The sequence below is a fragment of the Streptosporangium oxazolinicum genome, assembly GCF_039537505.1.
GTDB lineage: Bacteria > Actinomycetota > Actinomycetes > Streptosporangiales > Streptosporangiaceae > Streptosporangium > Streptosporangium oxazolinicum.
This window is the reverse complement of the sequence record NZ_BAABAQ010000005.1, coordinates 232,605-258,821: the sequence shown is the minus strand read 5'-3', so window position 1 is coordinate 258,821 and position 26,217 is coordinate 232,605. Positions and strand designations below refer to the sequence as shown.

General features: G+C 71.7%; 14 protein-coding genes and 2 pseudogenes. 2 read left to right on the top strand and 14 right to left on the bottom strand.

Going from position 1 to position 26,217, the window contains the following annotated elements:
- Nucleotides 1–29: 29 nt before the first annotated feature.
- The 13 genes and pseudogenes from ABD817_RS16460 to ABD817_RS16410 all read right to left on the bottom strand — a co-directional run bounded on the left by ABD817_RS16460 (nt 30) and on the right by ABD817_RS16410 (nt 17,644).
- Nucleotides 30–1,295, bottom strand: coding sequence for a right-handed parallel beta-helix repeat-containing protein (locus ABD817_RS16460; protein ID WP_344918803.1), 1,266 nt, complete (start codon nt 1,293–1,295; stop codon nt 30–32).
- A gap of 182 nt (nt 1,296–1,477) precedes the next feature.
- Entirely contained in the window at nt 1,478–2,509 is a 1,032-nt protein-coding gene (locus tag ABD817_RS16455; RefSeq protein ID WP_344918801.1) for a methyltransferase, read from the bottom strand.
- A gap of 164 nt (nt 2,510–2,673) precedes the next feature.
- Nucleotides 2,674–3,990, bottom strand: a complete 1,317-nt coding sequence (locus tag ABD817_RS16450) for an MFS transporter (RefSeq protein WP_344918800.1) — start codon at nt 3,988–3,990, stop codon at nt 2,674–2,676.
- Nucleotides 3,987–5,951 carry a thioester reductase domain-containing protein gene (locus ABD817_RS39595; protein ID WP_425583378.1) on the bottom strand — a complete coding sequence of 655 codons (1,965 nt, stop codon included), beginning with the start codon at nt 5,949–5,951 and terminating at the stop codon, nt 3,987–3,989. The genes ABD817_RS16450 and ABD817_RS39595 overlap by 4 nt, the downstream gene beginning before the upstream one ends.
- A pseudogene (locus ABD817_RS39590) lies at nt 5,949–7,490 on the bottom strand (amino acid adenylation domain-containing protein); the annotation flags it as partial. The gene ABD817_RS39595 and the pseudogene ABD817_RS39590, both read right to left, overlap by 3 nt.
- Nucleotides 7,491–7,559: 69 nt before the next feature.
- Nucleotides 7,560–8,867: pseudogene (locus ABD817_RS39585) on the bottom strand (condensation domain-containing protein); the annotation flags it as partial.
- Nucleotides 8,867–9,577, bottom strand: coding sequence for a DUF6875 domain-containing protein (locus ABD817_RS16440; RefSeq protein ID WP_344918798.1), 711 nt, complete (start codon nt 9,575–9,577; stop codon nt 8,867–8,869). The gene ABD817_RS16440 and the pseudogene ABD817_RS39585, both read right to left, overlap by 1 nt.
- Nucleotides 9,574–11,103: an FAD-dependent oxidoreductase gene (locus tag ABD817_RS16435; RefSeq protein WP_344918797.1), complete on the bottom strand. Its 1,530-nt coding sequence runs from the start codon at nt 11,101–11,103 to the stop codon at nt 9,574–9,576. Before ABD817_RS16435 ends, ABD817_RS16440 begins: the two co-directional genes overlap by 4 nt.
- 629 nt (nt 11,104–11,732) lie before the next feature.
- A complete protein-coding gene (locus ABD817_RS16430) occupies nt 11,733–12,821 on the bottom strand; it encodes a LacI family DNA-binding transcriptional regulator (protein WP_344918796.1) in 1,089 nt (362 codons plus the stop codon).
- Complete coding sequence (locus ABD817_RS16425; protein WP_344918795.1) at nt 12,811–14,427, bottom strand: glycoside hydrolase family 13 protein; 1,617 nt, start codon at nt 14,425–14,427, stop codon at nt 12,811–12,813. Before ABD817_RS16425 ends, ABD817_RS16430 begins: the two co-directional genes overlap by 11 nt.
- Nucleotides 14,428–14,477: 50 nt before the next feature.
- On the bottom strand, nt 14,478–15,338 hold the full coding sequence (locus ABD817_RS16420) for a sugar ABC transporter permease (protein WP_344918793.1): 861 nt from the start codon (nt 15,336–15,338) through the stop codon (nt 14,478–14,480).
- Nucleotides 15,335–16,348, bottom strand: a complete 1,014-nt coding sequence (locus tag ABD817_RS16415) for a carbohydrate ABC transporter permease (protein WP_344918792.1) — start codon at nt 16,346–16,348, stop codon at nt 15,335–15,337. Before ABD817_RS16415 ends, ABD817_RS16420 begins: the two co-directional genes overlap by 4 nt.
- A gap of 3 nt (nt 16,349–16,351) precedes the next feature.
- Nucleotides 16,352–17,644 (bottom strand): extracellular solute-binding protein, encoded by a 1,293-nt coding sequence (locus ABD817_RS16410; protein ID WP_344918791.1) that lies wholly within the window; start codon nt 17,642–17,644, stop codon nt 16,352–16,354.
- Between the two features lie 366 nt (nt 17,645–18,010).
- On the opposite strand from ABD817_RS16410, the gene pulA reads away from it, so the two are divergent.
- Nucleotides 18,011–23,896, top strand: a complete 5,886-nt coding sequence (pulA, locus tag ABD817_RS16405; RefSeq protein ID WP_344918789.1) for a pullulanase-type alpha-1,6-glucosidase — start codon at nt 18,011–18,013, stop codon at nt 23,894–23,896.
- Nucleotides 23,897–24,007: 111 nt separating this feature from the next.
- A complete protein-coding gene (locus ABD817_RS16400) occupies nt 24,008–25,717 on the top strand; it encodes a carbohydrate-binding module family 20 domain-containing protein (RefSeq protein ID WP_344918787.1) in 1,710 nt (569 codons plus the stop codon).
- A gap of 46 nt (nt 25,718–25,763) precedes the next feature.
- Here the strand turns inward: ABD817_RS16400 and ABD817_RS16395 are convergent, their stop codons facing one another.
- On the bottom strand, nt 25,764–26,204 hold the full coding sequence (locus tag ABD817_RS16395; protein ID WP_344918786.1) for a hypothetical protein: 441 nt from the start codon (nt 26,202–26,204) through the stop codon (nt 25,764–25,766).
- Nucleotides 26,205–26,217: the final 13 nt, after the last annotated feature.

Here is a 26,217-nt window from a genome sequence, read left to right as displayed (position 1 = left end):
TCCAGAATAAGACCCAAAATAGGGAAAAGTCAGGGCTGATAGGCCCCGGCGGCGGGGGCGGCGGACAGCGTGGCGCCGGAGAGGTCCCGGGCGAGGCCCGCCCCTCCGTACCAGGTGGGGCCGAGTTTGACGCCGCGGCCGAGCGCCGGGGAACCGGGGCGCAGCCGCAGGTCCGTCCGGCTCCTGAAGCGGGGATCGGCCACGATCGACCGGGGGCCGAGCTTGAACTTGAGGGAGCGGCCCCGGTAGACGCCGGCGTCCTCGTCCGCTCCCCTGCCGTCCTCGAAGCCCACCTCGCCGCCGACCACGATGATGTTGTTGCGCAGCTTCAGGATCCCCGGGGAGCAGCCGTCGTGGCAGGCCCAGCCGAGGGTCTTACGGGCGGGCAGGTAGACCGAGTTGTGTACCGCGACGGTGCCCTTCACCGGCCCGACCACGTGACCGGCACCCCGGGTGACGAGGAAGGAGGCCCTGCGCGAGGAGGTGACCACGTTGTGGGCGAAGACGTTGCCCCCGGCGGTCTTGCCCTTCTGCGCGCCGAGCTCGACGAAGGTCTCGTTGTTCCTGGCGACGTTGTGGGTGACCCGGTTGCGGTCGCCGTTGAACACCTCGACGGCCGCGCCGTCGGTGCCGTAGTCCTTGCTGCTCGCGTAGCTGCCGGTGATCGTGTTCCCGGTGACGAGGTTGTCGTCGCCGTTGAGCAGCACGCCGAAGGCGCCGGAGTCGTCGTCACCGCCCTCGTCGTTGACGCTCATGCGGTTGTTGTCGCTCAGGACGCTGTTCTTGACGACGTTGCGCCCGCCGACGAAGTGGACCCCGGTGATGTTGCGGTCGGCGATGACGCGGTCGAGCTCGTTGCGGCTGCCGCCGACCTCGAATCCGGCCCACTGGCAGTCGCTGGCCCGTATCCCCACGATCCGCACGTAGGAGCCCGAGATCACCACGCAGGCCGCGTCCCTGCCGCTGATCCTCGGGGCCGCGCCCTTGCCGTACGGCTCGACCGAGATGGGGCTGGCGGCGGTGCCCCGGCCCGACAGCGTCAGCGTGCCCGGCCAGCTGCCGCCGCGCTTGAGGCGCACGGTGTCACCGGGGCTCAGGGTGGCGGCGTTGACGTTGTCCAGGCTGCGCCAGGCCGTCTCGGCCGAGGTCCCGGCGGCGGCGTCGTCGCCGGACCTGGAGTCGACGTAGTAGACGGTGCCCGCCGTGGCCGCGGTGGCTCCGGGCACGGCGACGAGCATGCTTCCCGCCATGAAAACCCCCGCCACGGGAGCGGCCCACGGCCTCGTCGAGTTCATTTTGCTACGCTCCATCGCCGTCACCGCCGGTACGTCAGCGCAGATCTTCGCACACCCGGGGTTCGCTCAGCGATCGGAGTGACGGACGCACAGCCGACCGTTACATCCGCTTCACTTCCGCGAACCGGGAGAGCCGCGGGCGGAGCCGGGAGGGCCGGGCCCCGGGGCGCCGCCCACGCGGCTCACGCCCTGGTGGCGACCGTCAGAAGGTGGGCCGGGGAGCGCGTCAGGACGTACTCCCTCGGTTCGTGACAACCGGCCTCGGCGAGCCACCGGGTGACCGTCTCCGGGGAGTACAGGCGCCCGCCCTGGGTGTGGTGCAGGTTGAGCTCGAAGAGCGGGGTGAAGGCCCGCGCCGCCGCGTCCCCCGGATGACCGGGATCCCGGTCGAGCACCAGCGCGACCCCGCCGGGGCGCAGCGTGCGCGCCGCCGCCCGCAGCAGGGCCGAGGCCCGCTCCTCGCCGAACCCGTGCAGCAGGTTGAACAGCAGCACGGCGTCCTGGTCCCGGTACGGGAGATCACCCAGGATGTCCCCGGCGAGGAGGGTGACGCGGCCGGACATCCCCGCCGACTCCACCGCCGAGCGGCCCGCCTCAAGGCCCGAGGGCAGGTCGACGACGGTGGCGCGCAGATCCGGCCGGTCGCGGCAGTAGGCGATGCTGTAGCGGGCGTGCCCGCCGCCCAGGTCGAGCAGCCGGGAGGCGCCGTCCGGCAGGGGAACGACGGCGGCGATCTCCTCCGCCAGCCACCCCGCCTGGTCCTGGAGCAACCGCTGGAAGCGGGCCAGCACCTCGGGACGCCCGGCCATCCAGGTGTAGAAGTCGGCGCCGCGCCTGCCGGAGCGCACCGACTCCTCCAGCCCGCCCCAGAGCCCGGCCAGGACCTCCTGCCAGAACAGCAGCGTGTTGCCGTACCCGCCGAGCAGCGGGCGGGACACGGCGGTCAGCGCGTACCCGCCGGGCTCGGACGTCAGGTATCCGGTCGCGGCGAGCGCGCCGAGCAGGACGCGCAGGCCCTCCCGGTCGGCGCCGAGCCCGGCGGCCAGCTCGGGCAGGTCTCTGGGCCCGTCCGCCAGGGCCTCGAACAGGCCGAGCCGGACCCCGGCCGCGGCGGCGTGCGCCGACATGGCGCCGATCACGTCGAGATGGGGACCGGGCGCCTCTCCGCTCTCCAGGTAGCGGCGGGCGTCCTCGGGTGTCAGGTGCAGCGGCATCGGACCTCGTTCGTCAGGGTCGCGGATCGTGAGGGTGCGGGTTCGTGAGAGGTGCGGGTCGTGAGGGTCGCGGATCGTGAGGGTGCGGGTCGTGAAGAGCGCGGGTCGTGAAGGGCGCGGGTCGTGAAGGGGGGCGGGGTGCGGGGCGTGAAGGGCGGGAGCGGTCAGGAGACCGGGGCGGGTTCGGCGTCCGCCCTGGGCGCGTCGGGGATCTCGCGCTCCAGGCGGCGGAGCCGGGGAAGGACGAACGTCATGACCGCGAGGGCGACGAGCAGGAGCCCGTCGACCAGGAAGATCAGGGCGATCCCCCGGCCGGGGCCCGTCCCGATCAGCTCACCGACGCTCCCGGCGAGCGCGCCGCCCGGCATCAGCAGGGGCCCGGTGAGATGCTCCGCGGCGGGCGCGGCGCTCAGGAAGGCGATGGGCACCGCGCACTGTCCCAGGGTGCGCGCCGTGGCGAGAACCCGGCCGAGCGCCCCGGCCTCCGTCTTGACCTGCAAGACCGTCATCACGCAGCCGTTGATCACCGGCAGGACGAACAGGAACGCGGGGGCGACCACCGCGATGAGCGCCACCGAGGGAGACAGGCTGTGCGCGGCCAGGGCGAGCCCGCCCGCTCCCATGAAGAGGCTCATCCCGGTGATCCTGCGGCGCGGCCCTCCCCACAGGCCCATGACCAGGCTTCCCGCGAACAGTCCCGCCCCTCCGGCGAACACCAGCACCCCGAGCGTGGCGGGCCCGGTGAACGACAGGATGAGCGGGCGGATCAGCACCCCCGCGACGGCGAACACGAGGTTGAACGCGGCGAAGAGCGCCACCAGGGGGAACAGCCCGTGGGCGCGCAGGTGCCGCAGCCCGAAGAGCAGGTCGGCGCCGAGCGAGGGCGGGCTCGCGACGGTCTCGGGCCGGGTGACCGACCGGGGCAGCCGGGTCGCCAGGACCACGGCCGTCGCGACGGCGAACGACAGGAGGTCCAGCAGGAGCACACCGCGCAGTCCCACCACCTCCAGCAACGTCCCCGCCACCACCGGCGCCGCGATCTGCAATCCCCAGCTGGCCTGCATCAGCCCGTTGGCCCGCCCCAGGTGACGTTCGGGAACCAACAACGGCGTCATCGCCTGGTAGACGGTGAGGTGGAAGGTCCCGCAGATCGCGCCGACCGCGGTGGCGACGTAGACGTGCCACACGGCCAGGCTCTGCGCCTGGACGATCAGCAGCAGCGCGACCGTCGACAGTGCCGCTCCGCAGTCGCTCAGCACGAGCACCCACTTCCTGTCGAAGCGGTCGACGATCACCCCGGAGAAGGGGGTGATGAGGATGCCGGGCAGCGTGGCGCAGAGCAGGGTGAGGGCGAACTGGGTCTCGGATCCGGACTCCTGGTAGACCCAGACGCTGAGCACGAACCCGGTGAGGCTGGAACCGATCACCGACACCAGCTCGGCGGACCAGATACCGGCGAACCTGAGCACGTCGGCTCTCAACGAAGCCCTCCTTCTTCATGCGTTTCACTGGAAGTGCCGGCCAACGTCTCGGCGGAGGTCCCGGCCCCGGTGAACGTCCCCGGAGGCGCCTCGGGAAGGGCTCCGGGAGACGTTTCGAGGAACGCGAGATAGCGGCCGATCAGGGCGGGACCGGGCGGCGGGCAGGTGAACGAGCAGTCGAACCTCGGCCCGCGCGGCCCCGGCGGCTCCTCACCCAGATCGGCGGCGAACGGCCCCATCGCGACCGGCTCGCCCTCGGCGGAGCGCCGCAGGATCTCCGCCCGCCAGCGCTCCCAGGAAACCCGCTCGACGTCGTACCCGTGATCGAGCAGGGCCGCCGCCATCTGCCGGTAGGTGATCCCCTCGGCGTCGAAGTAGTGGAAGTCGCGCCCCGCCGATTTCGGGTCCAGGAGCCTGGCGGCGAGGGCCTCGGCGAGGTGGTCGACGGGAATGACGTCCTCGGTGACCGGTATGTCGGGCACCATGCGGAGCTGGACGAACGTGGCGAGCAGCCGGTTGAAGTAGTCTCCGGGGTCGCCCCGGCCGGTGAGGCTGTGGCCGCCGACCCTCGCGGGCCGGTGGACGGTCACGGGCAGGCCGTGCTCGCGGGCCTCCCGCGCCGCCGCGTCGGCGACCCACCTGCTCTGGTAGTACGGGGAACCCAGCCCGGCGGGGTCATCCGGGGCCTCGTCCTCGGTGATCGGGCGGTCCCGGCCCGTCCAGCCGAGATACACGCCGAGGGTGGAGACGGTGTGCAGCGGGGTCGGTCTCACGTGCGCGGCCAGCCGGACCATCTCGACGGTCCCGCCGACGTTCACGGGGCCGAGCATCCGGTACGGCTGGACGAAGTTGACGACCCGCCCGGTGTGGCAGATCAGGTCACTCCCCTCCGCCACGGCGTCGTAGACGTCGGGCTCCAGCCCCAGCCGGGGCGCCGCCAGGTCCCCCGCCAGACCGGTGACCCTTTCCCGGTAGCCGGGCCTCCAGAGGCCGTACCGGGTCAGGACCTCACGGACCCGGCCGGCGGCCGCGCGCTCGTCCCCCGCCCTGACCAGGCACATCACCTCGGGAACGCCCCGGTCGAGCAACTCGGCCAGCAGGTGTGCCCCCAGAAGGCCCGTCGCCCCCGTCAGCAACACCCGTCCGGGCCACTTCGCCGCCGTCCCGCCCGGCGCGGAGCCGATCGGGCCGGGGGCACCGCGCCCACCGGACACGAATCGGGACACGCCATGCGCGTTCCCCCGCCCACCGGACATGCCGGACGCGTCCTCCGGCACACCGGACGCATCACGCTCATCCCCCGGTACACCGGACACGGGACCGGACGTGCCGGACGCGTCCCCTGGCACACCGGACACACCGCGCGCGTCCTCCTGTACGCCGCACGTGGAGCCGAGGGCGTCGCGTACGTCGTCGGGCAGCACCGCCAGCGCCCTCAGGTCGTCGTCTCCGAGGGCGGGTTCCGGCGTGGCGGCGGACGCCGCGAACTCCGCCAGGTCGGCCGCCTCGAAGAGACCGCCCAGGGAGATCTCGACCCCGGCCTCCTCACGGACCTCGCCGAGCACCCTGGCGGCCAGCAGCGAGGACCCGCCGAGGGCGAAGAAGTTGTCGTGGCGCCCCACCCGGGGAACGCCGAGTATCCGGGCCCACACCCCGGCCAGGGCCGTCTCCAGCGGGCCGCGCGGCGGGACGTGTCCGGGCGCGTCCCGCGACGCGGCCGGGAGCCGCCCGGTGTCGATCTTCCCGTGCGGCGTGCGCGGGATCTCGTCGAGCGGTACGAGCACGGCGGGCACCATGTGCCGGGGCAGCCGCTCGCGCAGGAAGCCCCGCAGTTCCTCGGAGTCGGCGGTGCGCGGCGCCACGTAGCCGATGAGCCGGTCCCCCTCGGGGGAGGCCACGACGGCCGCGTCCCGCACCCCCGGGTGCGCCACGACGGCCGACTCGACCTCGGCGGGCTCGATCCGGTAGCCGTTGACCTTCAGCTGCCGGTCGGCCCGCCCGAGGAACTCCAGCGTCCCGTCGGACAGGTATCTGGCCAGGTCCCCGGTCCGGTACATGCGGGCCCCCTCGCGCCCGGCGTGGGGGTCGCGGACGAACCGCGCCTCGGTCTCCTCGGGCCGGGCGACGTAGCCCCTGGCCAGGCAGTCACCGCCCAGGTGGAGCTCCCCCGGCGTGCCGGTGGGCGCGAGGCCGCCCCGGCGGTCGAGGACGTACGCGCGGACGTGCGGCAGCGGGCGCCCGATCGGCAGGTGTTCCCGCCCGGCCGCCTCGGCGCCGTCGCGGGTGCGGTGCACCGTGGCGCATACGGTCGCCTCGGTCGGGCCGTAGTGGTTGAACAGCTCGACCCGGCCGCCGGTGGCGGCGGCCCAGGCGCGGACCGCCCAGAGCGGTACCCGCTCCCCGCCGACCATCATCGTGGTGACCGGCCAGTCGGAGGGCACCGCCCCGGGCGCCAGCGCGGCGACCCACCCGCGCCACAGGGAGGCCGCGGTGTCGACGGCCGTCACACCGTGCCGCGCGCAGAAGCGCACCAGCTCGGGCCCGTCCAGCAGGGCGGGGTCGGGGTGCAGCACGACGGCGGCCCCCGAGCACAGGGCCGGGAACACGTCCCCCACCGAGGCGTCGAAGGTCAGCGGCGGCAGCATCAGCACCCGCCCGCCGGGCCCGAACCCGTGGACGACGCGGAACGACTCGGTCAGCCGGGCGAGGGTCCCGTGGGTCACCATCACCCCCTTGGGCCGCCCCGTGGATCCCGAGGTGTAGATCACGTACGCGAGGTCCTCCGGTCCCGCGGGCGGCACCGCACCGAGACCGCCCGTGCCATCGGGATCACCTGGATCACCAAAGCCGCCAAGATCGCCGAGATCGGCTGGATCACCGGGATGACCGAGGTCACCCGCGAGACGCCCGGAGCGCCGCGTGGCTCCATGCTCCCCATCGGCCCCGCCGTCCTCGACGTCCCCGGCCTCCCCCGAGGCTCCGACGGTGAGAACCGCGCCGGGATAACCCGCGAGCGCGTCCCGGTGCCCCTCTGAGGTGACGGCGGCGACCGCTCCGGCCTCCAGGAGGATCCCGGCGATCCTGTCGGGCGGGTCGGCCGGGCTGAGCGGCAGGTAGGCGGCACCCGCCCTCAGCGCGGCGAGCAGGGCGACGACGGCGTCCCCGCCGTTCGGCAGAACGACGGCGACGACGGATTCGCGCCCCGCCCCCGCCTCCCGCAGTCGCGCCGCCAGCCGCGCCGAGCGGCGTTCCAGCTCGCCGTAGCCGATCGTCCCCGCCTCCGAGACCAGCGCGGGGGCGGCGGGGGCCTCGGCCGCCCACCGGGCGATGAGATCGTGGACCGCCGTGAAGTCCCCGGCGGGCCGGGGATCGCGGGGCTCCGGAGCGCCGCCGGACGTGCCGTTCAGGGACCGCTCACCCCCTGGAAGGCCACCGTCGGACGCGCCGTTCAGGGATCGCTCACTCCCTGAGGGGCCGCCGCCGGACGTGTCCTCGTCCAAAGACCGCTCACCCCGCGAGGACCCGCCGTACAAGGCGTCCGGCGGAGCGGGGTGGTGGGCCTCGTCGTGGAGCGGGATCTCCCAGACCCGCAGATCCGGCGTGATGGTGAAGGCGGACAGGAAGACGACGACGTGGCGCAGGAACCGGTCGACGGTGTCCTCGTCGTAGAGGTCCGCGGAGTAGTCGGCGTGCAGCTCGATCCCCCTGTCGCTCGTGCTCACGACGAGGGTCAGGTCGAAACGGGCGCCGGGCGACGACTCGTCGAGTTCCCACGTCTCCACGGTGATGTTCGCCGCCCGCTCGGCGGACCCCCCGCCCTGCCCCATGACGAGCAGCGTCTGGAAGACGGGATTCCTGTGCAGGTCCCGAGGGGCCCCGGCCAGGTCGGCGATCTCCTCGAACGGCGTCGCCTGGTGGCCGAGCCCCCTGATGACCGAGCCGCGTACGGCACGCAGGAGCTCGGCCAGGGTGGGATCGGCCCGCAGGTCCGTCCGTACCGGGATGAGGTTGATGTAGCAGCCGACCGAACCCTCCAGCTCGATCAGGTGCCGGTCGACCAGGGCGGTCCCGACGACCACGTCCTCCTCGTCGGAGTGCCTGGCCAGGGTGGCGGTCATCGCCGACATCGCGATGACGAACGGGGTGACGCGCCGCGCCTTGACGAGGGCGTACAGGTCCGCCACCAGGTCGGCGGGCAGGCGCAGGGACCGGCGGGCCCCGCCCAGTACGGGTTCGCGGGGCCGGGCCCGGTCCTGCGGGAGGGTGGTTACGGCGGGCGCGCCGGACAGGTGCTCGCGCCAGTGGGCCAGTCCCGCCTCGCGCCCCGCCTCGTCCTGCCCGGCGAGCCAGGCGGCGTAGTCGGGGAACTGGGCGGACACCGGCCCCGGCGGCTCCTCCCCGTCGACCAGGACCCGGTAGTGGGCCCAGAGGTCCTCCTCCAGGATCCCGAGCGAGGGCGCGTCGCACACGATGTGGTGCAGGCACCAGCTCAGGATGTGCTCGTCGGCCGCGAGCCTGATCAGCACGGCCCGGTGCAGCGGGGCGCCGTCGAGGGTGAACCTGCGCGAGAGCACGTCCCTGGCGATGTCGCGCGCCCGCTCCTCGTCGGGCGCGTCCACCACCCGCAGTTCCGGCCCGCTCTCCCGTACCACCTGGGCGGGTCCCTCGACGATGACCAGGCGCAGCGCCTCGTGGCGGCCCACGACGGCGGTGAACGCCGCGCGCAGCGCGTCCGCGTCGAGCGGCCCGGTGAGGCGCTGGAAGGTCCAGCAGACGTAGGACGCCCCGCCGGGCCCGGCCCGGTCGAGGAACCACAGGCGCGCCTGGGCCGGGGTGAGCGGGATGGGCGCCGCGGGGTCGCGGCGCGCGGTCGGCATCACTCGACCCCTTCCATGATGGTCTCCATGACGATCTCCCGCAGGTGGGCGGGCACCCGGCCGTCGAACCGGGTCAGGTACGCGCGGCGGTGGGCCGGGTCCCCCCACAGGAAGGGGAGGTCCGTGGCGACCATGTGGCGGATCGCGAGCAGCGGCACGGGACCGGCGAGGGGACGCAGCAGCGGGTTCCACAGCCCCGGCTTGTCGGGCGGCCCGTCGTGGAACTCCCCGATCATCAGGCCCTCCTCGACGAAGGCGTTCTTCAGCGCGTCCTGCGCGCCGTCGACGAGCGCGAGGCGGTCGCCGAGGCCGGGAAGGAGCAGCAGGATCGTGGTGAACACGGCCTCGGGCCCGTTCAGCGGCGCGAGCGCGGTGAACCAGGCCCGGTAGGGCTCCACCGCGGCGACGACGTCCTCGACGGTCTCGGGGATCCCGGCGGTCTTGGCGGTCCCGGTGGTTCCGGCGGCGCGGGGGCCCGTCTCGGGCACCGCGAGGTAGAACCTGCCCCTGCTCAGCGAGCCCTGGGCGTACGGGCAGACCGGGCCGTTGCGGCCGAGGCCGGGGTGGGGGCGGCACAGGTAGGTCTCGGCCCAGTCCACGACGGCCCGCAGCGCGTCCCCGTGGGCGAGGACCTCGGGCGGCGGCGACGGGGCGTCGAGGTCCGCGACCTCGATCAGGCGGAGCGACGGGTCGCCGGGGTGCGCGATCACGGGGACGTCCTCCGCGGGGAAGAGGTGATCCGTACGGCCGCCAGGGCGGCTCCCGCGGCCAGCGCCGCGCCCGACCAGCGCAGCACGCGGTCCTGCCGGTGGGCGCGGCGCAACGCCTCGCCGTACGGCATGTCGGTGTGCGAGACCATGGTGTAGAGCGGTCGCCACAGGGTGGGGAAGGCGCGGTTCAGCGCGAGGTCGGCCTGCCTGCGGGCCAGCCGCAGCGGTGACCGGGTGCCGTCGCGCAGGTCGGCGAAGTTCTGTTCGGACAGGTCGGCCAGGATGTCGGTGTGCGGTTTGCGCAGCCGTTGATACTCGCCGAACGCGGCCGCGCGGTCACCGGGGTGCCGGGCGAGACAGCCGTCGAGCATCAGGCAGTCCTCCAGGGCCGAGTTCATGCCCTGTCCGTAGAACGGGTAGACCGCGTGGGCGGCGTCGCCCGCCAGGACCACCCGGTCCGCGTGCCGCCAGCGCGAGGTGCGGATGGTCACCAGGTTCCCGACCGGGTTGGCGGCGTACTGCGCGGCCAGGTCGGGCACGAGGTCGACCATGCCGGGGAAGACCCGCAGGAAGAAGCGGGTGACGTCCCGCTCCCCGTCGAGTTCGGCGAAGCCGGGGGCGCCGGAGTGCGGCAGGAAGAGCGTCGCGGTCAGCGAGCCGTCCACGTTGGGGTGGGCGACGATCAGGGCGTTCTCACCGGGCCAGACGTGCAGAGCCTCCAGCGGGACGCGCGAGCCGCCGCCGGGGGCCGCGGGGATCGTGAGCTCCTTGTACCCCCATTCGAGGAACTCCTGGCGGTAGTCGGCGGCGAGCCCGCGCTGCATCGCGGCGCGTACGGCGGAGAACGCTCCATCGGCGCCGACCACGAAGTCCGCGCGGGCGTCGCGCGTCTCCCCGGTGATCGCGTCGGCCAGGGTCAGGTCTCCGCTCTCGCGGTCGACTCCCGCGCAGCGGACGCCGAAGAGGTGCCTGACCTCCCCGTGTTCCGCGGCGCGCTCGACGAGGAGAGTGGTCAGCTCGTCCCTGCTGACCGAGTAGAGGATCTCCCCGGGGTCGGTGCCGTACGCCTGGAAGGCCGTCGGCCTGCCCGGACGGTGGATCATGCGTCCCCGCATGGGGACGAGCCTGTCCCCGAGAGCGTTCCAGAGGCCGACGTGCCGCAGGGCGCGGATGCCGCGGGCCGACAGGCCCAGGTTGATCGAGCGTCCCTCGCCGTCGCCCTTGCCGTCGCGCGGGTCGGGGCGCATGTCGTAGACGTCGACCGGGTGGCCGCGGCGGGCGAGGAGGATGGCGAGCAGCGATCCCGCCGGGCCCGCCCCGACGATCGCGGCCCGTGCGGCCTGTGCGGCTCGTACGGCCCGTGCGGCCCGTGCGGTTCGCGCGGCTCGTGCGGTCCGGTCGGCGGGGGTGGCGTGGGTCTCGTGGCGGCTCGGGTCGGCGGGCGAGCCGGGTAAGTCAGACGAGCCGGGCGAGCCGGGTACGCGAGATGAACCGGTTGAGCCGGACAGGCGAGGCGAGTCGGACAAATTAGACAAATGGGTTGAAGCGGGTAAACGAGGCGAGTCGGGTAAGCGATGTGCGGTGAATAAGTCAGACAGGCCAGTTGAATCGGGTAAGCAAAGTGAGTTGAATAAGCCGGGTGAGCCGGATAAGTGGGAGATGTCTTTCACGGTGTCCCTTCCGGCTCGGCTCCGCGGCACGAAGGCGTGCCCACGCGGTCGCCGATCGAGAAGCGGGTCGGGAAGCGAACCGGAAAACGAGTCGGGAAGACGGGCCGGGACGGGGCGGCGGTCATAGCGATCTGGGCGGTATCGTGCACACTCAAACCGGCCTCCTGGGGCGGGCGCGCGAGATAGGCGGATCGAACGAGAGTGAGGTCCCGGACCGCTGGCGGTCCGGATCAAACACGTGCCGAGGGGAAGAACCGGCGGCTCTGGCGGCCTTCGCGATGTTCGAGAGGACCGGCGGCTCTGGCGGCCTTCGCAATGCCCGGGACGACCGGCGGCTACGGTCTTCGCGGTGTTCCGGAGGACCGGCGGCTGCGGCGGTCCTCGCGGTGTGAGGATCTCGGAGTATAGAGATCGGCGGGCATGCCGGGGAAGCCCGTGACGGTGGCAGAAAAGGACCGTTGCGAAATGTCAGCGGACGGGCGCGATCAGCGAACGACCTTGGGGCCCGAGCCCGTCGAGCCCCGCACGATGAGTTCCGGTTGGAAGATCAGCTCGGAGTGCTGGCCGGGCGTGCCCGCGACGGCCTCCAGGAGGGTGTGCACGGCGGCGGTGACCATCGGCTGCACGGGCTGGCGCACGGTGGTGAGCGGCGGGTCGGTGAACGCGATCAGCGGCGAGTCGTCGAACCCCACCACCGACACCTCCCCCGGAACCGACAGTCCCCGGTCACGGCAGGCACGGATCGCCCCCAGCGCCATCAGGTCCGACGCGCACACGATCCCCGTACAGCCCCGCGCCAGCAACTGCGCCGCGGCCGCCTGCCCCCCCTCCACCGAGAACAACGAATGCGAGATCAGCTCGTCGACGTCCGTGACACCGAGCAACTGGGACATCGCCCGCCGATAACCCTCGATCTTCCTGATCACCGGCACGAACCGGCCGGGACCGACAGCCAGGCCGATGCGCTCGTGACCGAGGTCGGCCAGGTGCTGCACGGCGAGCCGGGCCGCGGCCCGGTCGTCCGGGGAGATGAAGGGGGCGGGTACGTCGGCGGCGTGCCCGTTGAGCAGGACGATCGGCACACCCTGCCCGATCAGCTGGGTGTAACGGTCCGAGCGCGCGGTGATGTCGGCGTGCAGCCCGGAGACGAAGATGATGCCGCTCACCCCACGTTCCACCAGGATCTCGGTGAACTCGTCCTCGACCGCCCCGCCGGGCAGCTGGGTGCAGAGCACCGGGGTGTAGCCGTGCTGGGTGAGTGTCTTCTCGAAGGCCTGGGCGAACGCCGGGAAGATGGGGTTGTCCAGCTCGGGGGTGACCAGGCCGATCAGCCCGTTGCTGCGCTGGCGCAACCGCTGCGGACGCTCGTACCCCATCAGGTCCAGAGCCGTCAGCACCGCCCGCCGGGTGGGGGCGGACACGCCCGGCTTGCCGTTGAGCACCCGGCTGACGGTGGCCTCGCTCACCCCGGCCTGCGCGGCGATGTCGGTCAGCCTGGCGGTGCCGTTCCCGACAGCGGGTCCGGCACCGGGAACGGTGCCGGTGCCGGTGCCAGGGCCGATGCTAGGCGACATCGGGTTCCCACCAGACGGCGGAGTCGGGGGCGAGCCGTACCACGCCGCCCTCGACGGCCGTTTCCGCGCTGGCCAGCAGGACCCGTCCGAGGGCGGGCAGCTCCACGGGCTCGCCGGTGAGGTTGACCGTGCAGGCGAACCCGGCGCCCCTGGCGAAGGCCAGGGTGCCCTCGGGGGAGTCGAGCCAGGTCAGCGGGGCGTCGTCGAAGGAGCGGCGCTCGCGCCTGATCCTCAGCGCCTCCCGGTAGAGGTTCAGGGTGGAGAGCGGGTCGCCGAGCTGGGACGCGACGCTGAGCGGCCCCCAGGAGGGCGGCATGGGCAGCCACGTCTCCTCGGCGCCGGGCAGGCTGAAGCCGAAGTGCGGCTCGCCGTCGGCCCACGGGAGCGGCACCCGGCAGCCGTCGCGGCCGTCGTCGGGGTCGCGCAGGCGCTGCGGGTCGCGCTGGAACTCCTCCGGCAGGTCGAGGACCTCGGGCAGCCCGAGTTCCTCCCCCTGGTAGACGTAGGCCGAGCCGGGCAGGGAGAGCGTCAGCAGGGCGGCGGCGCGGGAGCGGCGCAGGCCGACCTCGCCGCCGCCGTACCGGGTGAGGTGGCGCTTGACGTCGTGGTTGGAAAGCACCCAGGTGCAGGGCGCGCCGACCAGCCCGGCCGTCGTCAGCGAGTCCTGGATGACCGCGCGGAACGTGGTGGCCTCCCAGGGGGCGACGAGGAAGTGGAAGTTGAACGCCTGGTGCATCTCGTCGGGGCGGACGTAGTTGGCCAGCCGCCGCGGGGACGGCGCCCACGCCTCGGCGACGCCGATCCGCTCCCCGGGGTAGGAGTCGAGCAGCCTGCGCCAGGCCCGGTGGATCTCGTGCACACCGTCCTGGTCGAAGAACGGCACCACCTCGGTGCCGATCATCCGGACCTGGTCGGCGTGGCCGACGTCGGGCAGGCCGTCGGCCTTGACCATGCCGTGGGCGACGTCGACGCGGAAGCCGTCCACCCCCATGTCCAGCCAGAACCGCAGGATCGACTCGAACTCCGCGTGGACCTCGGGGTTCTCCCAGTTCAGGTCGGGCTGCTCGGAGGCGAACAGGTGGAGGTACCACTCGCCGTCGGGCAGCCGGGTCCACGCGGGGCCGCCGAAGACCGACTCCCAGTCGTTGGGCGGCAGCTCCCCTCCGGCGCCCCTGCCCCGGCGGAAGATGTAGCGCTCCCTCGCCGGGTCTCCGGGGGGCGCGGCGAGGGCCTCCAGGAACCAGGCGTGCCGGTCGGAGGTGTGGTTGGGCACCACGTCCACGATGACCCGCAGGCCGTGCCGGTGCGCGTCGTCGATGAGCGCCCCGGCGTCGGCCAGCGATCCGAAGATCGGGTCCACATCCCGGTAGTCGGCCACGTCGTAGCCGAAGTCGGCCATCGGCGAGGTGAAGAACGGGGTGAGCCAGATCGCGTCGACCCCGAGGTCCGCCAGGTACGGGAGCCTGCCGCGCACGCCGAGCAGGTCCCCCACGCCGTCGCCGTTGCCGTCGGCGAAGCTGCGCACGTAGACCTGGTAGATCACCGCGTCGCGCCACCATCGGGTGACGGTTCCGGCGGCATGGTCCGCCCGGACGAGCTCAGTCATATTAAATCCCCCGATCAGGTGACATATCAGGACGTAATAGCACGACAGTGTTACGACTTCGTGGCACCGGCGGTAAGCCCGGTGACCAGGTGCCGCTGGACGAGCAGGAAGACCACCGCCGCCGGAACAGCGATCAGCACCGCCGCCGCGGTGAGCAGGCCCCAGTCCGACCAGTGCTGGCCGACGAACTGCTGGAGCCCGATGCCGAGCGTGCGCTTCTCCTCCTGCGACATGAACACGGTGGCGTAGGCCACCTCGCCCCAGGCGGTCATGAACGAGTAGAACGCGGTGACCGCGAGGCTCGGCCTGGCCAGCGGCAGGATGACCCGCCAGAACGCGCCGAACGGCGTCAGGCCGTCGACGAGTCCCGCCTGGTCGATCTCGCGCGGGATGGAGTCGAAGTAGCTCTTCATCATCCACGCGCAGAACGGCACCGCCACCGTCATGTAGGCGATGACCAGGCCGGGGATCTGGTTGAGCAGCCCGAGACCGGCCATCAGGTTGTAGAGGGGGACGATCAGGATCGCCACCGGGAACATCTGGATGACGAGCAGCATCCACATCACCCCCCGGTAGCCGGGGAAGCGGAAGCGGCTCACCGCGTACCCGGTGGTGGAGGCGAGGAGGACGCCGACGACCGTGGTCAGCCCGGCGACGATCACCGAGTTGAGCAGCCAGGTCGGGAACCGCGTCTCGGTGAGCACCCGGACGTAGTTGTCCAGCGAGGGCTGGTTGAAGATCTCCAGCTCGCTGGAGAGCCAGCCGTCGCGCGGCTTGAGCGAGGTCAGGACGAGCCAGACGATCGGGAACAGCGAGACGGCGACGGCGGCGAGCAGGGTCGCGTGCAGCAGGATCGACTTCCCCACCCCGCGTTCCCCGCGCCCGGACCGGGTCGTACCGACGGCGGTCACCAGACCTCCCCTTGTCTGCGCAGCGAGCGCCGATAGACCACGGCCAGCACGACGAGGAGCAGGAGGATGATCACTCCCCAGGCCGCGGAGTTGGAGTAGTCGCGGACGCCGGTGAAGGCCTCGCGGAACGCGTAGGTGACCAGGATCTCGGTGGAGCTGCCCGGCCCTCCCCCGCTGATCAGGTAGATCACCGGGAACATGTTGAACGTCCAGATCGTGCCCAGAAGGACAACCGTGCTCGACACGGTACGCAGGCCGGGAATCGTAATGAAGCGGAAGCGCTGCCACGGCGTGGCGCCGTCCACCTCCGCCGCCTCGTACAGCTCACCGGGGATGGACTGGAGCCCGCCCAGCACGGCGACCATCATGAACGGCACGCCCATCCAGACGTTGACCGCGATGACCGCGATCTTCGCCGTGGTCGGGTCGTCGAGCCAGCCGACCGCGCCCAGGCCCGCGGCCCGCAGCATCGCGTTGATCACGCCGAAGTCGCTGTTGTAGAGGTAGCGCCAGATGAACGCCGAGACGAAGCCCGGAATCGCCCACGGCAGGATGAGCAGCAGCCGGTAGGCCGAGCGGAACCTGACGTCGCGGTTGAGCAGCAGGGCCAGGCCGAGGCCCAGGCCGTAGTGGAGCGCCACGCAGGCGACGGTCCACACGATCGTCCAGGTCAGCTTCTCCCAGAACAGTCCGCTGGTCAGGATCGCGACGTAGTTGTCGAACCAGACGAACTCGTAGGTCGAGGGGATGACGTTGACGCCGATCGTCCGGCCGATGTTGGCCTCGGTGGCGTCGGTGAGCGACAGGTAGACGCCCCTGGCGAGCGGCCAGCCGACCAGCAGGGCGGTGACCAGGATCACCGGGGCGACCATCGCCCAGGCGTACCAGTGCCTGCCCGTCATCCGCCGGAACGGGCCGGGCTCCTTACCGCGGCCCCGGCCGCGGGCGCCGTCGGCACCCGCGGCCCGGTCCCTGGCCGTGCTGTCCGCACGCCCAGTCGAGAGCGCCACGGATCAGCTCCAGTCCTTGAAGATGCCTCGGTACTGGCCGTCGACCTTCTTGAGCATGTCCTCGGGGGTCGCCGTGCCACCCACCAGCGACTGGTAGCCCTCAAGGAGCGGCTGGAAGAGCTGGCCGCCCTCGGGGATCCACGGCCGCGCGGTCGCGGTCTCCATGATGGGCTTGAAGATGGCGACGTCCTTGTTGGCCTGCACGTCGGGGTTGTCGTACGCGGAGACGCGGGTCGGCAGGAGGCTGATCTCCTTGGCGACCTTCGCCTGGGACTCGGGGGTGCTCATGAAGCGGACGAACTCGTAGGAGGCGTCCAGGTTCTTGGAACCGGCGTAGATGGCCAGGTTCCAGCCGCCGGTGGGGGCCCCGGCCTTGACCGAACCCGCCGGGACGGGCGCGATGCCCAGGTTCTCCCTGTCCTTGAACTCCTTGCCCTGGTAGATCTCCGACAGCGCCCACGGGCCGTTGTAGATCATCGCGGTCTTGCCGTCCTTGAGGGCGGTCATCGCGTTGGCGTAGCTGTCCTGGATCGCGGGCTTGGGCGCGGCACCGGAGGTGATCAGGTCGGAGACGGTGGCCATCGCCTTCACGTTCGCCGGGGAGTTGACGGTGATCTTCTTGTTCTGCACGTCGAGGAGGTCACCGCCCTCGCCGTACATGAAGGGCAGCAGGAAGTAGGAGTCGACGTTGAGCGCGAGGCCGCCGGCGCCGGTCTTCTCCTTGACGTCGAGCGCGGCCTTCTTGAGCTCCTCGATCGTGGCGGGGGCCTTCTCGTGCCCGGCCTCCTTGAGCAGCCGCTTGTTGTAGAGGAGCGCGAGGGTGTCGGTGACCTGTGGGACGGCGTACGTCTTGCCGTCGTACTTGGTGCTGCTCAGCGGCCCCGGCAGGAAGTCCTGCTCGTTCTCCACGGCGCGCGTGCCCTCCAGCGGCTGGAGGTAGCCGAGCGAGGCGAACTGGGAGGTCCAGGCGACCTCGGAGCGGATCACGTCCGGCGCCCCCGCGCCCGCCTGCGCCGCCGTCTGGAACTGGTTCTGCGCCTGGTCGGAGGGGACATTGACGTACTTGACCTTGATGCCCGGGTACTTGGCCTGGAAGTCCTTGATGAGCGCCTGGAAGGTCGGGCCCTCGCTGTCGGGTCTGACGGTGTCCCACCAGGTGATCTCACCGGTGATCTTCGACGGGTCCGTCACGGCGGGCTGCGAGGGGGCCGCCGTTCCGGCGTCACCGCCACCGCAGGCGGAGACCGCCAGGGCGAGGGCCGCGACGATCGTCGCGGCCGAGAAGGCTCGCCGCATGTTCTTCTCCTCGTGTTCAAGGGGGGCGGCCGGGACCGAAGCGCCGTCCGGCCGGGTCTGGAGTACGCCGGACGTTACGCCGACGCGAACTCCTTTGGAAGAAGTTTCTGCAAGAGTCTGCAAAGTCGTTACAAAGCCCTCCAAACCTAAGGACTCACCCGATCCTTCCCCTAAGCCGCGAGCGGCGATATCGCCGCTTCAATAGCCATAAATCACTTTTTGTACGTTTTGGACTCTCGATTGGGCCCCTTCCGGACGCCCCCGAATGACCGGGATTCAGAAAATTGCCGCAAGGGATTGCACAGACCATCCCTAGTGAGTAACTTCCGGGCAATACCCCCGAAACAACTCCCGTGGAGGCCCCCCGTGGTCTGGCCGCTCCCCCCACGGCGCGCGAGAACGACCCTTCTGACGGGTGCCGCGCTCGCGGTAGCCCTGGTCACCACACCCCTCGCCGCCACCCCGCTCCCCGCCGCCGCGTCCACCTCCGTGCCGATCTCCACGACGTTCGTACCGGCCTCCACGACGCCCTCCGGCGCGTCCGATATCGGCCTCGTGAACGCGTCCAGCACCGTGAGCGCGTACGACACCGGCCCCGTGGTGTCCGCGCTCAGCCGCGCCGCCGAACCCGCCGACAGGGACCTCGCCCGCGACGCGCTCCGCGCCGACCTGAGCCGCGAGCGCTTCTACTTCGCGATGACCGACCGGTTCGCCAACGGCGACACCGGCAACGACCGGGGCGGCCTGTCCGGCGACCGGCTCGCCACCGGCTTCGACCCGGCGCACAAGGGCTTCTACCAGGGCGGCGACCTCAAGGGCCTGCTCGGCAAACTCGACTACGTCAAGAACCTGGGCAGCACCGCGATCTGGATCACCCCGGCGTTCGTGAACCGTCCCGTGCAGGGCACCGGCGCGAACACCTCGGCCGGGTACCACGGCTACTGGATCACCGACTTCACCAGGATCGACCCGCACCTGGGAACCAACGCCCAGATGAAGGAGCTGGTGCGCGAGGCCCACAGGCGCGGGATGAAGGTCTTCTTCGACATCATCACCAACCACACGGCCGACGTGGTCGACTACGCGGAGAAGACGTACTCGTACCGTTCCAAGGGCGCCTACCCCTACGTCGACACGAGCGGCGTGCCGTTCGACGACCGCGACCACGCGGGCAGGGAAACCTTCCCGAAGGTGGACACCGGCTCGTTCCCGTACACGCCGGTCGCGCCGAGGAACGCCAAGACCCCGGCCTGGCTGAACGACCCGACGATGTACCACAACCGGGGCGACTCCACCTTCAGCGGCGGCGAGAACGACGAGTACGGCGACTTCTTCGGCCTCGACGACCTGTGGACCGAACGCCCCGAGGTCGTCAAGGGCATGACCGACATCTACCGGACGTGGGTGCGCGACACCGGCCTCGACGGCTTCCGCATCGACACCGCCAAGCACGTGAACATGGAGTTCTGGGAGAGGTTCTCCCCGGCGCTGCGCGGCTACGCGGCCCAGCAGGGCAACAAGCGGTTCTTCATGTTCGGCGAGGTCTACTCCGGCGAACCCGCCTTCACCAGCCGCTACTCCACCCGGGGCGGCATGAACGCCACCCTGGACTTCCCCTTCCAGGAGGCCGCCCGCTCCTTCGCCGGCGGCACGGCGGACGCCTCCCGGCTCGCCCGGCTGTACGCGGGCGACGACTACCACACCGACGCCGACGGCAACGCGTCGTCGCTGCCGACCTTCCTCGGCAACCACGACATGGGCCGCATCGGCCGGTTCGTCGCCCAGGACAACCCCGGCGCCCCCGACTCCGAGCTGCTGCGCAGGGACCTGCTCGCCCACGAGCTGATGTATCTCACCCGGGGCCAGCCCGTCGTCTACTACGGCGACGAGCAGGGCTTCACCGGCAAGGGCGGCGACCAGGACGCCCGCGCGTCCATGTTCGCCTCCAGAACCGAGAGCTACCTGAGTGACGACCTGATCGGCACCGACTCCACCCACGCGAAGGACAACTTCGTCCCCTCCCACCCCCTCTACCGGGGCATCTCCGCCCTGGCCGCGCTGCGCGACGCCCACCCGGCCCTCGCCGACGGCGCCCAGATCGAGCGGCTGGTCTCCGGCGGCGTCTACGCCTTCTCCAGGATCGACGCCTCCCGGCAGGTCGAGTATCTGGTCGCGGTCAACAACGCGGAACAGCCCGCGACCGCGAGCGTGCCCACCTTCTCGGCGGGCGCGGCCTTCACCAGGGTGTACGGCGAGGGCGCCGCCACGCTCACCACCGGTACGGACACGAAGCTCGCGCTCACCGTCCCCGCCCTGTCGGCGGTGGTCTACCGGGCGCCCGCCAAGCTCAAGGCCCCGGCCGCCGCCCCGGCCGTCTCGATCGCGCTGCCCGGGACCGAGATCAGGGGCACCGCCGAGGACGGCCGGATCCCGGTCGTCGCGACCGTGCCCGGCACCGGCTTCGACCAGGTCACCTTCGCCGCCAAGGTGGGTGACGGCGCCTGGAAGGCGATCGGCACCGACGACGCCCCTTCAAGCCGTACCTTCCGGGTCTTCCACGACCTGCGCGGCATCGCGGCAGGCACGAAGGTCTCGTACAAGGCCGTGGTGAAGGACTCCGCGGGCCGGTTCGCCTCGGCGGTCGCGCAGGCGACCGTCGGCGCCGAGCCCGCCCCCGAGGAGCCCGGAACGGTCAAGCGCGACTGGCTGGTCGTGCACTACCAGCGGGAGAATCCCGCCGACTACGACGGCTGGGGCCTGCACGTCTGGGGCGACGTGGAGAACCCGACCGAGTGGGCGAACCCGCTCCCGCTGACCGGCGAGGACTCCTACGGCCGCTTCGCCTGGATCAAACTCAAGCCGGGAGCCACCAGCGTCGGGATCATCGCCCACAGGGGCGACGAGAAGGACGGCGGCGACCGGATCGTGAACCCCGCCAGGAACGGCGAGGTCTGGCTGGCGAAGGGGAAACCGGAGACGTACCCGTCCCGCGCGGCGGCCCAGGGGTACGCGACCGTCCACTACAGCCGTCCCGACAAGGCCTACGACGGCTGGGGGCTGCACCTGTGGGGCGACGGGCTCGCCGACGGGGTGCCCACCGAGTGGGCCGCGCCGCGCCCGCCGGACGGCGTCGACTCCTACGGCGCGTTCTGGAGGGTGCCGCTGAAGGACGCCTCCCTTCCGGCGAACTTCATCGTGCACAGGGGCGACACCAAGGACCCCGGGCCCGACCAGTCGTTCACCCCGGCGTCGCAGCCGGACGCCTACGTCGCCTCGGGTGTGGCGAAGGTCCACCCGAGCCGGGCGGCGGCCGAGAACGTCGCGATCCTGCATTACCACCGGCCGGACGGGAACTACGACGGCTGGGGACTGCACCTGTGGGGCGACGTGGCCGATCCCACCGAGTGGGGCGCGCCGCTCCAGCCCGCGGGTGAGGACGGGTTCGGCGTGCACTTCCGCGTCCCCCTGACCGAGGGGGCGAAGACCGTGAACTACATCATCCACAAGGGCGACACCAAGGACCTGCCGGACAACCAGTCGCTGGACCTGACCGCGACCGGCCACGAGGTGTGGCGGGTCGCGGCCACCGAGGGCAACCTGCTGCCCCAGCCCTCGGCGCGCGGCGCCGACGCCGACCTGTCGAAGTCGTCGGCGCACTGGATCGACCGCGCCACCGTCGCCTGGAAGATCGACGCCGTCGCCTCGAACCGCTACTCCCTCGCCTTCTCCGCCAAGGGCGGCATCGCCTACGACAAGGGGGACCTCACCGGCGACCTCAGGCTGATCCGTCTCGCGCCCGGCACGCTGACCGAGGCGCAGAAGGCGAAATGGCCGCACCTGGCCGGGCACACCGCGTTCACCGTCGACCCACGTGACGCCGACCTGGTCCGCGAGGCCACCCGAGGCCAGGTCGTGGCCGTCGAGCGTGACGCCTCGGGCGCGCTGCTCGCCGCGACCGGCACACAGCTGCCCGGCGTGCTCGACGACCTGTACGCCAAGGCGGCGACCGCCGAGCTCGGCCCCTCGTGGAGCGGCGGCACGCCCAGGCTCTCGGTCTGGGCGCCGACCGCGGTCACGGTCGAGCTCGCGCTCTACCGGAGCTCCTCCGGCGGGACCCGCACCGTCCACCCCATGCGCCGCGACGACGACACCGGCGTCTGGTCGCTGCGGGGACAGCGCGACTGGAAGGACCGCTACTACACCTTCCTGGTGACCGTCTACGCGCCCGCCGAAGGGAAGGTCGTCGTCAACGAGGTGACCGACCCCTACAGCCTGTCGCTGTCGGCGGGCTCGGGCCGCAGCCAGCTCGCCGACCTGTCCGACCGGGCCCTGCGACCCGACGGCTGGTCCTCCCTGGCCAAGCCGAAGGCCGTCCCGCAGCGGAAGGCGTCGATCTACGAGCTGCACGTGCGTGACTTCTCCGCCTCCGACACGACCGTCCCGGCGGCCGAACGCGGCACGTACGCGGCGTTCACCGGCGACTCGGCGGGGATGCGGGAGCTGCGCGGGCTGGCCAAGGACGGGCTCACCCACGTGCACCTGCTGCCCGTCTTCGACATGGCGACCGTCCCGGAGAAGCGGTCCGACCGGACCGAGCCCGCCTGCGACCTGGCCGCGATGCCCCCCGACTCCGAGGAGCAGCAAGCCTGCGTCGCGAAGACGGCGGCCAAGGACTCCTTCAACTGGGGCTACGACCCGCTGCACTACACCGTGCCCGAGGGCTCCTACGCCGCCGAGCCCGATGGGTCGTCGCGGATCAGGGAGTTCCGGGGCATGGTCGGCGGGCTGAACGGGGCCGGGCTGCGGGTGGTGATGGACGTGGTCTACAACCACACCCACGCCTCCGGCCAGGACCCCACCTCGGTGCTCGACCGCCTCGTGCCCGGCTACTACCACCGGCTGCTCGACGACGGCACGGTGGCCACCTCCACCTGCTGCGCCAACACCGCGCCCGAGCACGCCATGATGGGCAAACTCGTCGTCGACTCCATCGTGACCTGGGCCCGCGAGTACAAGGTGGACGGCTTCAGGTTCGACCTGATGGGCCACCACCCGAAGGCGAACATGGTCGCGGTCCGCGCGGCCCTGGACAAGCTCACCGTCGCCCGCGACGGCGTCGACGGAAAGTCGATCATCCTGTACGGGGAGGGCTGGAACTTCGGCGAGGTGGCCGACGGCGCCCGCTTCGAGCAGGCCGGCCAGGCCAACCTGGCGGGCACCGGGATCGGCACCTTCAGCGACCGGCTGCGCGACGCGGTGCGCGGCGGCGGCCCGTTCGACGCCGACCCCCGCGTGCAGGGCTTCGGCTCGGGGCTGGCCGGGGCGCCCAACGGCTCACCGGCCAACGGCGACGAGGGGCAGCGGCGGGCCCGGCTGCTGAACTACCAGGACCTGATCAAGGTCGGGCTCGCCGGAAACCTCCGCGACTACACCTTCACCGCCTCCGACGGCAGGACGGTCAAGGGCTCGGAGGTGAGCTACAACGGCTCCCCCGCCGGATACACCGCCTCGCCGGACGAGGTCGTCACCTACGTGGACGCCCACGACAACGAGACGCTGTTCGACGCGCTGGCGTACAAGCTGCCACCGGCGACCGCGATGGCCGACCGGGTGCGCATGCAGTCGCTCTCGCTGGCCACGGCCGTCCTCGGGCAGGGCACCTCGTTCATGCACGCGGGCAGCGAGCGGCTCCGTTCCAAGTCGCTCGACCGCAACTCCTACGACTCGGGCGACTGGTTCAACCGGCTGCTGTGGGACTGCTCGGCGGGCAACGGCTTCGGCGCCGGGCTCCCCCCGAAGGCCGACAACGAGGACAAGTGGCAGTACGCCAGGCCGCTGCTCGGCGACCCGGCGCTGAAGCCGGACTGCGCGGCGATCGGCGCGGCCCGCGCCCGGTACGGGGAGCTGCTGAGGATCCGCTCCTCCTCACCGGTCTTCGGCCTCGCCACCCTCGCCGAGGTGCAGAAGCGCCTCACCTTCCCGGTCAGTGGCGCCTCGGAGACCCCGGGTGTCGTGACCATGCACCTGGACGCGACCGGGATCGACCCGCGCTGGAAGTCGGTCACCGTCGTCTTCAACGCGACCCCCGAGGCCCGGCCGCAGACCGTCGCCGCGCTGAAGGGCACCCGGGTGACGCTGCACCCCGTCCAGACGTCCGGCGACGACGCCGTCGTGAAGCGGTCGACGTTCGACCCCGCCACGGGCACGCTGACGGTCCCGGCCCGCACGGTCGCCGTCTTCGTCCAGCCCTGACGACTCCCCGAGACCGCGCAGACCAGCACAGACCCGTAAAAGCCGCCGGGCCGGGTGTTGCAGCACCCGGCCCGGCCAGGGAACCCGTCCATCGATCCTGGAGGCCCCCTCGTGAAACCCTACCGACTCGTCGTCGCCACGGCGTTGAGCGCCCTGGTGGGCGCCGCCGTGCTGGTACCCGGCGCGCTGAGCGCCCCGGCCCAGGCCGCGCCGCCCACCCCCGGCCCGATCGTGAAGCTGTGGAACTGGAACTGGAACTCCGTCGCCAGGGAGTGCGCCGACGTCCTCGGCCCGGCCGGGTACGCCGCCGTGCAGGTCTCCCCGCCGAGTGACTCGATGTCCCGGGGCGGCTCGGTCTGGTGGGACATCTACCAGCCCGCCCGCTACACCCTCACCAGCAAGTTCGGCGACGAGAACGCGTTCAGGAACATGGTGAACGCCTGCCACTCCGCCGGGCTCAAGGTCCACACCGACGCCGTCATCAACCACATGACCGGCCAGGGCGCCACCAGCTACGGCGGCTACAGCTTCGGCAAGTACAACTACCCCGGCCTCTACTCCGCCGCCGACTTCCACTCCCCCACCTGCGGGATCAACGGCTCCGACTACGTCAACGACGGCTGGCGGGTGCAGAACTGCGAGCTGGTCGGCCTGTCCGACCTCAACACCGGCTCCGAGTACGTCCGCAACCAGATCGCGGGCTACCTCAACAGGCTCACCTCCCTCGGCGTGGACGGCTTCCGTATCGACGCCGCCAAGCACATCAACCCCGGCGACCTGGCCGCGATCAAAGGTAAGCTCACCGGCTCGCCGTACATCCACCAGGAGGTCATCCAGGGCGACGGCGAGGCGATCAGCCCGAGCCAGTACACCGGGATCGGCGACGTGCACGAGTTCGTGTACGGGCGCAAACTCAAGGAGCAGTTCAACGGCGGCCAGATCGGGAACCTGCGGTCCTTCGGGCAGAGCTGGGGCCTGTCGGTGCCCAGCGACAAGGCCGTGGTGTTCATCGACAACCACGACACCGAGCGCAACGGCTCGACCCTGAACTACAAGTACGGCGACGCCTACCGGCTGGCCAACGTCTTCATGCTCGCCTGGCCGTACGGCACGCCGAGGGTCTACTCCGGGTTCACCTGGAGCAATAGCGAGGCGGGCCCGCCGTCGGCGGGCGGCGGCTTCGCCACCGACGCCAACTGCGGCAACGGCCAGTGGACCTGCTTCCACCGCCAGATGAACGGCATGGTCGGCTTCAACCGCGCCGTCCAGGGCACCGCGGTCGGCAACTGGTACGACAACGGCAACAACGTGATCGCCTTCAGCCGGGGCGCGAAGGGCTGGGTCGCGATCAACAACGAGGGCGGGAGTGTCACCCGCACCTTCGCCACCGGCCTGCCCGCCGGGACCTACGCCAACGTCGCGGGCGGCGGCTCGGTGACCGTCGGCGCGGGCGGCTCGGCCTCGGTGACCGTCCCCGCGCGGGGCGCGGTCGCCCTCCACACCGGCGCCACCGGCCCCGGCAACCCGGGCCAGGTCGCCACCACGTTCAACGCGACCGTGACCACGAACTGGGGGCAGAACGTCTTCGTCGTCGGCAACGTCGCCCAGCTGGGCTCCTGGAACCCGGCGAACGCCGTCGCCCTGTCGTCGGCCGCGTACCCGGTCTGGAGGGCCACGGTGAACCTGCCGTCCGGCACGGCGGTCCAGTACAAGTACATCAAGAAGAACCCCGACGGCTCGGTGACCTGGGAGAGCGATCTCAACCGCTCCTTCACCACCCCCTCCGGCGGCACCGCCACCCGTACCGACTCCTGGCGCTGACCTCCGCCCGGCGCCGGTCCCCGACCGGCGCCGGGCCCCTGGGTTCTCAGCTCACGACGCTGATCCCGGGCATGGGGCAGAGCATCTGCCGTTTGGCCGCGAACTGCTTCGCCGCGCTCCAGGTGACCGTCTTGCCGGGGGGAACCTCGACGAGGGTCTGGGCGTAGTCCAGCGTCGTCGCCTTGGGGGTGGTGAAGTACACAACGATCTTGTAGGTGACGGGCTTCTTCTCGGGGTTCTTCGCCGTCCCCTCGGCACCCCAGCCACCCGGTACGGCCGCGCACTTGGTCTGGGCGATGTTCTTGCGGACGCCGGGGTCGTTCGCCATCTTCGTCGGCAGCGGGTTCGCCTCGACGCTCTCCGAGGTCGGCGCCGCGGCCGGGGTCTTCTCCGACACCACCGAGGCGTTGTTCGCGGGGTCCACGTCCGAGGAGCATCCGGCGGCCAGCACGGCGGCCAGCGTTACCGGTACGAGGGCTTTTACCATCGAAGGTGCCGTA